10 protein-coding genes are annotated in these 13744 nt (G+C 54.4%); 5 read left to right on the forward strand and 5 right to left on the reverse strand.

The features are described from left to right. Nucleotides 1–16: 16 nt before the first annotated feature. Entirely contained in the window at nucleotides 17–979 is a 963-nt protein-coding gene (locus ACQE3Y_RS02520; protein WP_250652745.1) for an aldo/keto reductase, read from the forward strand. Nucleotides 980–1042: 63 nt separating this feature from the next. On the opposite strand, the gene ACQE3Y_RS02525 is transcribed toward ACQE3Y_RS02520, so the two are convergent. The 4 genes from ACQE3Y_RS02525 to ACQE3Y_RS02540 form a co-directional block, all read right to left on the reverse strand. Continuing rightward, entirely contained in the window at nucleotides 1043–1312 is a 270-nt protein-coding gene (locus ACQE3Y_RS02525; protein ID WP_426972018.1) for a hypothetical protein, read from the reverse strand. Between the two features lie 70 nt (nucleotides 1313–1382). After that, nucleotides 1383–2735: a molecular chaperone gene (gene yegD / locus ACQE3Y_RS02530; protein ID WP_426980785.1), complete on the reverse strand. Its 1353-nt coding sequence runs from the start codon at nucleotides 2733–2735 to the stop codon at nucleotides 1383–1385. A gap of 100 nt (nucleotides 2736–2835) precedes the next feature. Then, nucleotides 2836–5811 carry a diguanylate cyclase domain-containing protein gene (locus ACQE3Y_RS02535; protein WP_426980786.1) on the reverse strand — a complete coding sequence of 992 codons (2976 nt, stop codon included), beginning with the start codon at nucleotides 5809–5811 and terminating at the stop codon, nucleotides 2836–2838. Between the two features lie 112 nt (nucleotides 5812–5923). Continuing rightward, nucleotides 5924–6565: a phosphatase PAP2 family protein gene (locus ACQE3Y_RS02540; protein WP_085071169.1), complete on the reverse strand. Its 642-nt coding sequence runs from the start codon at nucleotides 6563–6565 to the stop codon at nucleotides 5924–5926. 322 nt (nucleotides 6566–6887) lie between these two features. Here ACQE3Y_RS02540 and udk point away from each other — a divergent pair, with 322 nt between their 5' ends. The 3 genes from udk to asmA are packed head-to-tail and all read left to right on the forward strand — an operon-like array spanning nucleotide 6888 to nucleotide 9989. Continuing rightward, a complete protein-coding gene (udk, locus tag ACQE3Y_RS02545) occupies nucleotides 6888–7529 on the forward strand; it encodes a uridine kinase (RefSeq protein WP_249891531.1) in 642 nt (213 codons plus the stop codon). 34 nt (nucleotides 7530–7563) lie between these two features. Next, complete coding sequence (gene dcd, locus ACQE3Y_RS02550) at nucleotides 7564–8145, forward strand: dCTP deaminase (RefSeq protein WP_426972021.1); 582 nt, start codon at nucleotides 7564–7566, stop codon at nucleotides 8143–8145. Between the two features lie 20 nt (nucleotides 8146–8165). Further along, on the forward strand, nucleotides 8166–9989 hold the full coding sequence (asmA, locus tag ACQE3Y_RS02555) for an outer membrane assembly protein AsmA (protein ID WP_426980787.1): 1824 nt from the start codon (nucleotides 8166–8168) through the stop codon (nucleotides 9987–9989). Between the two features lie 71 nt (nucleotides 9990–10060). Here the strand turns inward: asmA and ACQE3Y_RS02560 are convergent, their stop codons facing one another. Continuing rightward, entirely contained in the window at nucleotides 10061–11635 is a 1575-nt protein-coding gene (locus tag ACQE3Y_RS02560; protein ID WP_426980788.1) for a TerC family protein, read from the reverse strand. A 978-nt stretch (nucleotides 11636–12613) separates the two neighbouring features. Between ACQE3Y_RS02560 and ACQE3Y_RS02565 the strand changes: the two genes are divergently transcribed. After that, nucleotides 12614–13744: a polysaccharide export protein gene (locus ACQE3Y_RS02565; RefSeq protein WP_426980789.1), complete on the forward strand. Its 1131-nt coding sequence runs from the start codon at nucleotides 12614–12616 to the stop codon at nucleotides 13742–13744.

Consider the following 13744-nt stretch of genomic DNA (forward strand, 5'->3'; position numbering starts at 1 on the left):
ATTCAGGAGAACAATGATGAACCAAATTGAAACCCGTCAGCTTGGGCGCAGTGGCATTGAAGTTCCTACGCTTACCTTTGGCGGCAACGTTTTTGGCTGGACCGTGGACCAGGATACCTCTTTCTCACTGCTGGATGCGCTGGTGGAAAAAGGGCTGTGGTTCATTGATACCGCTGATGTTTATTCACGCTGGGCACCGGGCAACCAGGGGGGAGAATCGGAAACCATCATTGGCAACTGGCTGAAAAAAAGCGGCAAACGCGACAAAATTGTGCTGGCTACCAAAGTGGGCATGGAGCTGTCGCCGGAGAAAACCGGACTGTCAGCCAACTATATTCGGCAGGCGGTGGAAGATTCGCTGCGTCGTCTGCAAACCGACTATATCGATCTTTATCAGGCGCATCGCGATGACGATCAAACCCCACTGGAGGAGACGTTAAAAGCGTTCGACGATCTGATCCGGGAAGGTAAAGTGCGTGCGATCGGCGCCTCTAACTATTCAGCGGATCGTCTCACACAGGCGCTGAAGATCAGCGAAGAAAATGGCCTGGCGCGTTATGAGACCCTGCAACCGGAGTATAACCTCTACGATCGCCAGGAATATGAAAGCGGTCTGGAGCAGGTTGCCACTGAAAATGACATCGGTGTGATCAATTACTATTCGCTGGCCAGCGGCTTTCTGAGCGGCAAATATCGTCGTCCGGAGGATGCCAGCAAGAGCAAGCGCGGGCAGGGCGTGGTAGAGAAATACCTTAACGAGCGTGGGCTGCGTATTTTGCAGGCGCTGGACGAGGTATCTCAGGCGCGCGGCATTACCCCAACGCAGGTAGCGCTGGCGTGGCAGATTGTCCGTCCGGGGATCACTGCTCCCATCGTTAGCGCCACGTCGCTGGAGCAGTTAAATGAGCTGGTGAAAGCAGCCCAGCTACGGCTGAATCTGGATGAAGTGGAAAAGATCACGCAGGCCAGCCGCTATTAAGCCAGCCTGATAAAAATGCGCCTGCGGGCGCTTTTTTTATGCGGCTGCCTGGCCATTAGCCTATTACTGAACAAAAAAGCGGTTGGCTTTGCGCATTGAGCGATATCGCTCCGCGTAAAAAATCAGCACGCCCAATGCGCTACCGATAAGCAACAGCAGCAGTAACGCCGGTAAGGCTTCGCCGTAACAGACGCGCCAGAGCGAAGCGCCTGTAACCATCACTGCCAGACAAACCATCGCTCCGGTATAGCGATAAAGCAGCATCAGCAGCAGAGCAAAAGCGAGATACTGTTGAAAACTGAGATTCCACAGGCTCACGATAAATGTATCCATACTTTAATTACGGGGCTGAAATGCTAACATGCGCGCGCCAGGAAACCGCGTTAATTGTTTTAAAGCATCGTCAGGCAAACATAATTTGCGCCCAGCGAGCCAGCCCGGCGGTGACCGAGCCGAAATCATCGCCGGAGGCCAGCGGAATGGCAGGCAGCTGCTGCTGCAGCGCCTGACGCAACAGCGGCGAGCGGGCGCTGCCGCCGGTCAGGTAGATCATATCTGGCGTGGTGCCGCTGGTTTCCAGCGCCAGCCTGACCTGCTCCTGGATACGATCCAGCGGCGCGGCGATGGCCGCTTCCAGCCCTTTGCTGGCGATATCCGTGCGTAATCCGGCTTCGATAAACGCCAGCGCTGCGCTGGTTTCAGCCCGGTCGGAAAGGGCGATTTTGCTCTCTTCCGCCGCCCGCACCAGGCGATAGCTAAGGCGCTGCTGCCAGACTTTCAGCAGGCGCTGCACCTTTTCCGGCTGACGCGCATCGAGTATCAGATCCTGTAACAGTTTGCGGCAGGCGGCTGAATAAAAGTCGCTTTGCGCCGGAACGTCGTTGATCGCCACCGCGTTCCACCAGGGCAGGGCGGGCAGGGCGGTGCCTTTTTGCGTTTCTCCGCCCAGCCCCAGCAGCGGCATCAGCTCTTTATAAGCCAGCGCAATATCCAGATCGTTACCACCAACGCGGCAGCCGCTGTGCCCTAACAGGCTGCTGGTGCGATCGGCGCGATTGTGCCATTGCGGACCCATCAGCAGCATACTGCAGTCGGTGGTGCCCCCGCCGATATCCACCACCAGCACCCGCTTTTCTTCCTGCAGCGTGGCTTCAAAATCGAGCCCCGCCGCTACCGGTTCAAACTGAAAGATCACATCACGGAAACCGGCGCGGCTGGCAGCTCGCGCCAGAATGCCCTGAGCCTGACGGTTCGCCTCGTCGCCGCCTAATCCCTGAAAGTTAACCGGTCGACCAATCACCGCCTGATCGATGGATCCGCTCAGCTGCTGTTCTGCGGTTTGGCGAATATGCAGCATCATGGCGCACACCAGATCTTCAAACAGGGCGATCTGCTGCGGCTTCAAGCCGTTGGCACCGAGAAAGGATTTGGGCGATTTAACAAACCAGACCTCTTCAGAGTCGGTCATATACTGCGACAGCGCATCAAGACCAAAGTGGATGCTGCCGGGGGTTACTTCAATATCTTCATCGCGGTTAAAGGCGATGGCGCGCCGCAGCAGCGCCTGATTTTCCGCTTCCGGCGTCGGCACCTGATGATGGCGAAAGAGCCATTCGCTGATCGCTTCGCGCGTCGGCCCGCACAGCATTGAGGGCAGATAAGGAGAATCCTTTTCCAGTTTAAGCAGCCGCGGCGCGCCATTTTCTACCACGGCCACGGAACAGTTAGCCGTTCCGTAATCAAAACCGATAAACATAAAGATCCCCCTTAAGAAAAAAAGGGGGTGACTTTACCCGAGCCGATCGGCACTGGCAAATGTTTCACACGTTGCAAATTGCCCTGTGCTCATCGGCTGGCTATTTAATGGCGAAAAAGCTGTTTTCCAGCAGCGTGTTTAACGGCACGCTGCTGCTGAGCGCATCGCCCCAAACGCCATTAATGCCGATACTATTCAACGTTGACAACGCCATCGCCAGGTCCACTGGCCCGGCAACGGTAGCGATGTTCAGCCGCTGCGCCTGTCCGTGAATAATAGAAACCAGCATCTCGTCCATCAGATTAAAATGTACGTTGGCAGTAAGGTCGGGAGACAGCTGTATAAAATCGATCTGTTCATGAGCGATCTGCTTAAAGAGATCCAGGTTGCGGCCAAAATCACGCAGCAGGATACGGCAACCCTGCTGACGCAGATGCTGCAGGACAGGACGCAACGCCTCGCTATGCTGTAACAGCGCGCAGGTTTCCAGACTCATAATTAACGCATCACCATGCAGCGGACTGGCGTCAAGGTGGCTGAAAAGCGTCTTCTGCCATGCCACGTTCATCAAGCCTTCGACTGTCAGCGGCAACACGATTTGTAACCCTTTCCGGGCGATGCCCGGCGCGTAAAGAGAGAAAAAACTCTCAATCAGCGCGTGATCCAACGCCAGACGCCGCGTGTCATTTGGTAACGCGGCGCGATAGTCAGTGATATCGGCTTCATGCCCCTGTGCGTTGGTGAGTCGGGGTTGCAAAAGATGAAAACTGGCGGTTTGTGTCTTGCCAGGGGCCGATACCGACCAGGCCTGCCAGCGTAGCGGCTTATCAGGAGGTGTGGCCTGCTCTTTAAATGTAAGCGTAACCGGCGTCGCTGGCTGGGGCCGGGTTTCATACACGGTCAGTTGACCGCGTCCGTTGTGCTTGGCGTTGTAACAGGCCAAATCCGCCTGCGCCAGCACCTCGCTGCTCTGACAGTTATCCCCATTAATCAATGTTAGTCCGGCGCTGGCACCAATGCGGTAGAGCTTGCTTTCCCATAAAAAGCGGTAGTCATTAATGGCGTTGACAATATCCTGCGCCACCTGACGGGCCGCGCTTATTCCACAGTCGGCTATCAACAGGCCGAACTCATCGCCGCCAAGACGAGCCAGAAAATCGTTGCTACGCAGCCGGTGCGTCATTAATTCGGCCAGCTCAGTGAGCAGCGCGTCACCTGCCGCATGCCCGGCGCTGTCATTGACCGCTTTAAAACGATCGAGATCGATAAACACCAGAACGTGCTGTTGTTGCCTTTCGCTGGCGGAGAGCAGCAGCCGTTTAAGCTGGTGGTCAAAACTGGCCCGATTAGGTAGCCGCGTTAGCGTATCGTGTGAAGCGCTGTAATGCAGACGTTTCAGCATTTCACGCGATTCGCTTACATCCTGCATCACCATAACGCTGCCGATGTTTTTTCCCGTCACTGTTTTCAGCGGCGTCAGGCTGTACTGAATAGCGAAATGTTCGCCGGAAGCGTTATGCAACACCAGATCGCGATCGGGATCGTTCATGGTGCCGGGAAGGTTACAGCACAGAATATCCTCTACTTCCGGGCCGCGCGCGCCGTGGGTAATGCGCAAAATATCACCCAGCGATTTTCCTGCCGCCTGCTCCTGCGTCCAGCCGCTCATCTGTTCGGCGACCGGGTTCATAAACGTCACGCGCATCTCTTCATCGGTGCTGATTACCGCTTCGCCGATGGCGTCCAGCGTAATCAACATCTGCTCTTTTTCACGGTACAGCGCTTCGGTCAGCAGGCGCAGTTCGGTAATGTCCTGGTTAATGCCCAGCAGCCGCGCAATTTTTCCCTCGGCGTTGCGCTGGCTCTCCGCCTGCGTGCGGATAGAGCGCAGGCCGTTGCGGGTAGTAATCCGGCACTCCATGCTGAAAGGGATGTCATCCTCCAGCGCGCGCCGTACCGCCTCTTGCGCGAGGGGACGATCTTCCGGTAGCAGGCGGCTGAGCCAAAACGCATAGGTAGGACGCAAGGTTGGCTCCAGCTCATAAATAGTATACATGCGTCGGTCCCAGCTCATTTCATTGCGCATGACATCCCATTCCCAGACGCCGATGCCGCCCGCTTCATTAGCCAGCGTAATGCGCTCCATTAGCCGTCGGTTCGTCTCTTCGCTGGCGCGGATATGTTTTTTCTCTTCGCGGAAGGCGTGCATCACCATCGTCATCATGTGACTGGGGATCAAAATCAGCAGAAGCGGCAGCCAGGGCGCGGTGATCATAAATGAAGAATTGAACGCCGGCATGCTGACCAAACCCAGCACCAGCATCAGCGATATCAGCGAGACGTTGGCGAAAAAAACTAAAAATGCGGCGAGGCGCGGCAGACGTACCGCAACCCAAAACAGAATCACCATGACAAAAGTAAAGGGCCAGGGTAAAAAGCGCAGCGCCAGAAAGCTCATAAGCAATGAAGCGGCCAGGGCGATCAGCGTTGCCAACAGTACGTCCTGCTGCACCTGCAGACGCAGGTAGCGCGGCTGCCACAGCAGACAGATTGGGCCGAGCGCCAGCATGCCGATAACTTCTGATAATACCCAGACAGTAAAAAAGCGCAGGGTAGGCGTGCCGCCAGAAAAGTGGGACCACCAGAGCGCGACAAGCCCGCTGGCTAACGGCACCAGCATCCCCGCCGTAACCACTATCTTCAACCAGCTCATCAGCGAATCGAGCGCGGATTCAGGCTTGATCAACAGGCGCAGCAGGTAGCCGCCCAGCAGGCTTTGCAGCAGATTGATAAAGGCAAAAGAGAACAGCGGCCAGTGCGGCCCCAAAACCATAATATGCGCGCCCAGCGTACCGGCCAGGCAGGCCAGCAACAGCAGTGCCTGCTGGCGGCCACGGCTGCGAAAAACCACCGCCGTCATCAGCGCCGAAGCATACCAGATGGGCGAAATAGCATTATCGAGCACCCTCAGCGTCAGGCAAAACAGCGAGGCGATAAAGCAGATCAGGCCCAGCAGCAGAGCGGGCCTGAAAGAAGATAACGTGCTGTGCGCGGGCGAAATAGTATGGGTTGTCATTCACGGGTCCGGCGAGCCTGCCCGCAAAAGCGCGAGCAGGCGTTATATCACTTTGGTGATGCTAGCACAGGATGTTAAAACCAACCCGATGGCAACCGCTGAAATAGCCAGTTTATTCAAACGATTGATAGCCTGGCTGCCGCTGTTTTAGCAGATCCGCGCGTGTCCAGGGCTTTTCCAGCCCGGCAAGATCAGCAGAGAGGTGTGCAAGAAAGTTTTGCGTAGGGGCGATGCGTCCGTGACCAATAAGCACCAGCGGCAGCAGCAGCGCGGCGCTGACCTGCGGCAGGGAGAAGCCTTTCAGCTGCGTATTGCGCTGATTGATCAGGAATAGCGTGCTGAGCGTAAAGCCGATCAGCAAACCGCTGGCGACTTCGCTTTTCGAATGCGCGAGCAGCACCAGGCGTGAAGCGCCCACCAATAGCGGCACCATATAGCCAATTGTCACCGCCACGCCGCGCCAGAATGCGGGCAGCCGACCTGACAGCAGCCAGAGCATAACCGGCCAGAGAGTGGCTGACATCGCGCTGTGTCCGCTAAAGCCGGTGAAGTTAAAGCGGGCGCTACCGATGCCGAACCCCATAAACAGGATTTTCGACACGCTGACGATCAGTCCCGCTAGCCCAAAGGCCAACAGCCAAAACCAGACCGTGCGCCGATCGCTGCTTTTCCAGGGCAGGATCAGCGCGATAAGAATTGCTGTGGGGATCAGCAACATGCTGTCGCCAAAATAGGTAATCGTTCTCCAGGACATAGCCAACCTTTCTGTTATGAGTATGCTTCTCGCCAACTGGCGAGAAGGGGCGTCGCTACGCTGCCACGAAAAGTGAGAGCTGGATCGCGCGTAGCAGTTTATCGGTGAAATGGGGGCGCGCCAAAGGAGAAAGTCTGAAAAGCGGGCATTCCGTGCAGCGCTTCATCGCCCGGCGACGTGCAAGCTGCTTTTTTCTGGCATCAAACCGGCGATCTCCCTATAATTGCCGCCAGTTAATCCTCTCAATATCTGACTGAACGCTAAGGATGATGTTTCGACATCGCCTGGTGCCACGTCACACAGTTATCAGGTCTTTAATTTTATGACTGACAAGTCCCATCAATGCGTCATTGTAGGTATCGCAGGCGCATCCGCATCAGGAAAAAGTTTAATTGCCAGCACGCTGTATCGTGAAATCCGCGAACAGGTCGGCGATGAGCATATCGGCGTGATTCCTGAAGACAGTTATTACAAAGACCAAAGCCACCTCACTATGGAAGAGCGGATTAAAACGAACTATGACCATCCCAGCGCGATGGATCATGATTTGCTGCTGCATCATCTTCAGGCCCTGAAAGCGGGCCAGCATATTGAATTGCCGGTTTACAGCTACGTTGAACATACCCGCACGCAGGAAACCATTCATCTCAAACCGAAAAAGGTCATTATTCTCGAAGGGATCCTGCTGTTAACCGATGCCCGCCTGCGCGAAGAGATGAACTTCTCCATTTTTGTCGATACCCCGCTGGATATCTGCCTGATGCGTCGTATGAAGCGCGACGTGAACGAACGCGGCCGCTCAATGGATTCGGTAATGGCGCAGTATCAAAAAACCGTGCGTCCGATGTTCCTGCAGTTTATTGAACCCTCCAAGCAGTACGCCGATATCATCGTGCCGCGCGGGGGTAAAAACCGCATTGCCATCGATATTCTGAAAGCGAAAATCAATCAATTCTTTGAGTAAGCGCGTCAGCCCGAAGAAAAAGGAGTAAACGGCGATGAGATTATGCGATCGCGATATTGAAGCCTGGCTTGATAACGGCAAGCTGGCGATTACGCCGCGCCCGCCAGTAGAGCGCATCAACGGCGCAACCGTGGACGTGCGGTTGGGCAATCAGTTTCGTACTTTTCGTGGGCATACTGCAGCCTATATCGACTTAAGCGGCCCTAAACATGAGGTCAGCGCGGCACTGGATCGCGTGATGAGCGATGAGATTGTGCTGCCGGAGGGTGAGGCGTTTTATCTGCATCCGGGCGAGCTGGCGCTGGCCGTGACCCTGGAATCGGTCACGCTGCCTGACGATTTGGTCGGCTGGCTTGATGGTCGTTCATCGCTGGCGCGTCTGGGTTTAATGGTGCATGTGACCGCGCACCGCATCGATCCCGGCTGGCAGGGCCGTATCGTACTGGAGTTCTATAATTCAGGTAAGCTGCCGTTGGCCTTGCGTCCCGGTATGCTGATCGGTGCGCTAAGCTTTGAACCTTTGTCTGGTCCCGCCGCCCGCCCATATAACCGTCGTGAAGATGCTAAATACAAAGGGCAGCAGGGCGCGGACGCCAGTCGGATCGATAAAGACTAACTGCCTGAACAGGGGATGGGATGAGACGATTAATTACCACGCTGGCTATTTTATTCGTCGTGATTGTAGCGGGCATGACAGCGCTGGTACTGTTGGTTAACCCCAACGATTTTCGCAACTATATGGTGCAGCAGGTTGAACAGCGTAGCGGCTATCAACTGCGCCTGGAGGGCGATTTGCGCTGGCATGTCTGGCCGCAGCTTAGCATCCTTGCCGGACGTATGTCGGTTACCGCCCCTGGCGCACAGCAGCCGATGGTGATGGCTGAAAACATGCGGCTTGATGTCCATCTCTTTCCTTTACTGTCGCATCAGCTCAGCGTTAAGCAGGTCATGCTGAAGAACGCAGTGATCCGCCTGACGCCGGAGAGCGAAGCTCAACAGCCAGCCGATGCGCCGGTAGGGCCGACGGACTCAACGCCGCCGGAACCGGTAAAAGGCTGGACTTTCGATATCAGTCATCTTGAAGTGGCTGACAGCCTGTTAATCTGGCGTCAGCCGCAGGGAGAAGAGATTAACTTTCGCGATCTTAATCTCTCTCTGACGCAGGACAGCCGCCGTGAGGCGAGGCTGTCACTGGCGACGCGGGTTAGCCGCGATCAGCGTGAGCTGCAGCTGTCGCTGGATGGCGAGATGAATGTGGCCAATTATCCGCAGCGCGTAAGTGGTACGGTGAAGTCGCTGAGCTGGCAGCTACAGGGACCGGGTCTGCCTGCAACGGGATTGCAGGGCAAAGGCAGCCTGCAGGCGGAGTGGCTGAATGACAGCCAGCGTTTTTCATTGCAAAACGTGGCGCTGACATTGGGTGACAGCCAGCTGAACGGCGCTATCAGCGGCAAGCTTGGCAACGCGCCGGCGGTCACGATTGATATGCGCTCGCCGCATCTCGATCTGGATGCGCTTTCCGGCCTGAATTCGCCAACCAGCGCTTCGCCTGGCATGTCTGTCGCCACCGCCTTTAGCCGCGCGCCGGTGATCGCCGAACCCACCCGTTACGATCATCCCCTGAACAGTCTGAATGCAGCGCTGAAGCTTCAGGTCGATACGTTGCGCTGGCATGGCATGGATATGCAGCAGGTAGCGCTGGATGCGCAAAATCATCAGGGTAACATAGCGCTTAATACGCTGAGCGGACGGGTAGGCGAGGGCACTTTCTCGTTACCGGGCACCTTAAATCTGCATCAGCAGTCGGTTGCGGTGGCGCTGCGTCCGGCGCTGCAGAATATTGCATTAGCGCCGTTGCTGCAGGCGTTTGCTCTGCCGCCAACGCTGGATGGCCAGCTGACATTAACCGGTAACATGAGTGGAGAGGGACTGAGCGTTGTTGATTTTCATCGGCGCTGGCGCGGCGAAGCCGAAGTAGCACTGGATTCAGCTCGCATTATCGGCATGAATTTTCAGCAACTGGTCCAGCGGGCCGTGGCCCGTAACAGCGATCGGGTCAGCAGCGGAGATGAAACGGGCAACAGTAACGAAACCCGCCTTGATAAGCTGCAGGCACAGGCAACCTTAAAAGATGGCCTTATTACGCTTAAAAACCTACAGGGCGGGGCTTCCGGCTTCCGTCTGGGCGGCGCGGGTGAGATAGATATGCTGCGTCGTCAGTGCGATATTCATTTTGGCGTGCAGGTTACCAGTGGCTGGAAAGGGGATAATGACCTTATCGCCACACTGCAACAGACGGCGGTTCCGCTGCATATCTACGGCGGCTGGGATAATCTGCAATACAACCTGAAAGTGGATCAGCTGCTGCGTCAGAAGCTTGAGAGTCAAATCAAATCGCGCCTGGATGAGTGGTCACAGCGTAATCAGAAAAATGTGACGCCCGAAAAAGCGCCGCAATAATCGCTCTGGCGCAGGAATCGCCTGATATCCTGCGCCTGGCGCTCTCCTCAGCGGTAACGCGTTATGGCTGTTTACGCCTCGGTATCCGACTCGCGCTGAGCAAACGGAATAATCTGCACCTTATGCACGCGATGGCTTTCCACTTCTAAAGTGCGAATAAGCCAGTCGCCGATCTGCAGCTCTTCGCCCGCCTGAGGAATATGCTGCAGCTGATCCATCAGCAGACCGGCAATGGTGTGATAATCGCGCTTTTCGTTTAGCGGCAGGTCGATATACATCTCCAGATCTTCCAGCGGCATATGGCCATTGGCTATCCAGCTGCCATCCTCTTTCTGACGAATATCATAGCGCGCGTCCAGCTCGTCGCTTTCATTTGGTAAATTACCGGCAATGGTTTCCATGATGTCGCTCAGGGTCACCACGCCCTCCACCGAACCAAACTCATCCACCACAAAGGCGAAATGGGTGCGCGCGCTACGGAACTGCTCCAGCGCCAGCAGCAGCGTAAGCTGTTCCGGGAAAATTAGCGGCTGACGAATCAAAGCGCGCAAGTCGAGAGAGTTATGATGCAGCGACTGATGCAGAAGATCGATAATATGCACCACTCCCAGCGGCTCGCTGCCGTTTTCGGTAATTAAGATCCTGGTATGCTGATTACGGTCCAGCTGCGCCATTATCTTTTGCGGGCTATTACTCAGGTCAATATGTTCGATATCGTGACGCGAGGTCATAATACTGCTGACGCTGCGTTGCGCCATGCTCATAACCCGCACGACCATCTGGCGTTCCTGTTTATTAAAGACCGCGTGCTCATCGGCCTCTCCCACCAGCGAAGCGGTCTCCGCATCCAGCTCCGCTTCGGCGTGCTGACCGCGCAGCAGATGCAGTACCGCTTCGGCGGTGCGTTTGCGCAGCGGTATGGTCGATGAAAGAAAGCGACGGCGATTGAACTGCGACAGCTGATTAAGACATTCAATTAAGATAGAGAAGCCAATAGCGGCATAGAGATAGCCTTTGGGAATATGGAAGCCAAACCCTTCAGCAATCAGGCTAAAGCCAATCATCAGCAAGAAGCTCAGGCAAAGAATCACAATGGTTGGGTGGCCGTTAACAAAGCGGGTTAACGGTTTGCTGGCAAGGATCATCAGGCAGATGGCGATAGCCACCGCAGCCATCATCACTGGCAGGTGATCCACCATCCCAACGGCAGTGATAACCGCATCCAGTGAGAAAACGGCATCCAGCACGACAATCTGCGCCACCACCGGCCAGAAGCGCGCGCCATGCTTCTGTGGATTCTCATCACTGTCGCGTCCCTCCAGTCGCTCATTGAGCTCCATAGTGGCCTTAAACAGCAGGAATAATCCGCCGATCAGCATAATCACATCGCGGGTGCTAAAAGTGTGACTGAATAGCGTCAACAGCGGGCGCGTAAGCCCGGTTAACCATGCGATCGAGGTCAGTAGCGCCATGCGCATAAGCAACGCCAACAGCAGCCCGGTAACGCGGGCGCGATCGCGCTGCGCGGCAGGCAGCTTTTCCGCCAGGATGGCAATAAAGATCAAATTATCGATACCCAGCACCAGTTCAAGCACAATTAATGTAACCAGTCCGGCCCAGATTGATGGATCTGCGATCCATTCCATACCCTGTTTCACCTTTTATTGTTTATTTTGCTGAGAGATGATGGAATCTGAATAATGAAAACGCAATATTACCTGAGATAAATCCTAAACAAAAAAAGCGCAAGCCTTAATGTGCGCCTGATAGGCATATATTAGCACTCAAGCTTATTGGGATTTTACGGGGGCAGAGAGAGGTAATTATTAACATCTGCTGCAGAAATAAACGCCATCTGGTTGCATTATGTAATAAAAGTTATTATCAAGCCGGAATTATCTGGAAAAAAAAGAAAGGCGCTGTCGGGGTAACTTACTGAAAATTAACCATTATTTTTTATATTCTTTAGTCTTATTCTGAAAGTGCTATGGATCTGCTTTCCTGTGCTTGTCACAACCAGTCAATAGTATAAAAATCTAGCCATAACTTATGTGATCGGACCGAGATAATTGATGCGGCTCTTTTGCTGCGCTCAGATAAATGAGTAATCCCTTTGGCTTAATGTAGCTTATAAGAGCTAACCGATCCCTGCGCCTCAAATAGCACTGTTTCTGATTTAACAGCATTGGTAGCTGAAAGCCAGGGGCGGTAGCGTGCTTAAACTCTGGCTGTTGGGTTCAAATATGCCCGTCAAGAGTAATGTATAAATTTCTGTTGTTTTAAGACTAATGCTAAATAAATACGACAGAATAACTGATGCCATCATAAAACCTGATTCAGGCCTTAATGCCGGCATTACAGGACGAATTAATACCGATACGGTCAGTAAGCTGACCATTAATGGTCGAACTGCAGGACAGCGGGCCGCCTCTGTTTTTACCGGGCGTTGACAGAGTGGCTTTCGCAGCGGGGACATTTATGCATAAAACGAGGGGCAAACATCTCATGACGGAACAGCAATAGTTAGAGCAGATTGGTCGTGAATTGACGTTTATTCATGAACTTTTTTTTGCGGCGACACACACCGCTTTAGACAATAAATCAGCAATAGTGATGATAATTCAATGATGAAAACGAAACTAAAGTTGGCTCCGTTACTGGTGTCAATCTCACTTATCAGTGGCTGTACCGTAGTCCCAGGGCAAAATGTTTCTACCAGCGGTAAAGATGTTATCAAGCAGCAGGACGCTGATTATGACATCAACAAAATGGTTAACGTCTTTCCTCTTACCCCGATGTTGGTCGAGCAGCTGCGCAGAAAACCTATTGTTGCCCAGCCGAACCCGCAGCTCGATCGTGAGCTGGCTAACTATGAGTATCGTATCGGCGTAGGCGATGTGTTGAGCGTTACCGTTTGGGATCACCCGGAGCTGACGACTCCAGCCGGCCAGTACCGCAGCGCCAGCGACACCGGTAACTGGGTCCATTCAGATGGCACCATCTATTATCCTTACATCGGTAAGGTAAAGGTCGCCGGTAAAACCATCCAGCAAGTGCGCAGCGAGCTGCAGAGTCGTCTGGCCAGCTATATTGAAAGCCCGCAGGTTGATGTAAATATCGCGGCTTTCCGTTCGCAAAAGGTCTACGTTACCGGCGAAGTCGGTACCTCTGGTAAACAGGAAATCACCAATATCCCGTTGACCGTCCTGGATGCGATTAACGCCGCAGGCGGTCTCTCCGCAGACGCCGACTGGCGTAACGTGGTGCTGACCCACAATGGCCGTGAACAACGTATTTCTCTGCAGGCGCTGATGCAGAACGGCGATTTGACGCAAAACCGCCTGCTCTATCCGGGCGATATTCTGTACGTGCCGCGCAATGACGAACTGAAAATCTTTGTCATGGGCGAAGTGAACCGCCAGCAGACGTTGAAAATGGATCGCAGCGGCATGACGCTGACGGAAGCACTGGGCAATGCGGAAGGGCTGAACCAGGATGTCTCTAACGCCACCGGCGTGTTTGTTATTCGTCCGAACCGCGAACAGGGCGGCAAGGTTGCGAATATCTATCAGCTTAATACTGCTGATGCGACCGCGATGGTACTGGGCACGGAATTCCAGCTGCAGCCGTATGACATCGTCTACGTGACCGCAACACCGCTTACCCGCTGGAACCGCGTCATCAATCAGTTGCTGCCTACCATCAACAGTGTTCGCTACAGCATCAACTCAGCGAGAGATATCAAAAACTGGTGA

The sequence above is a fragment of the Pantoea sp. FN0305 genome (genome assembly GCF_050113845.1).
In the GTDB taxonomy this organism is placed as follows: Bacteria; Pseudomonadota; Gammaproteobacteria; order Enterobacterales; family Enterobacteriaceae; genus Mixta; species Mixta alhagi.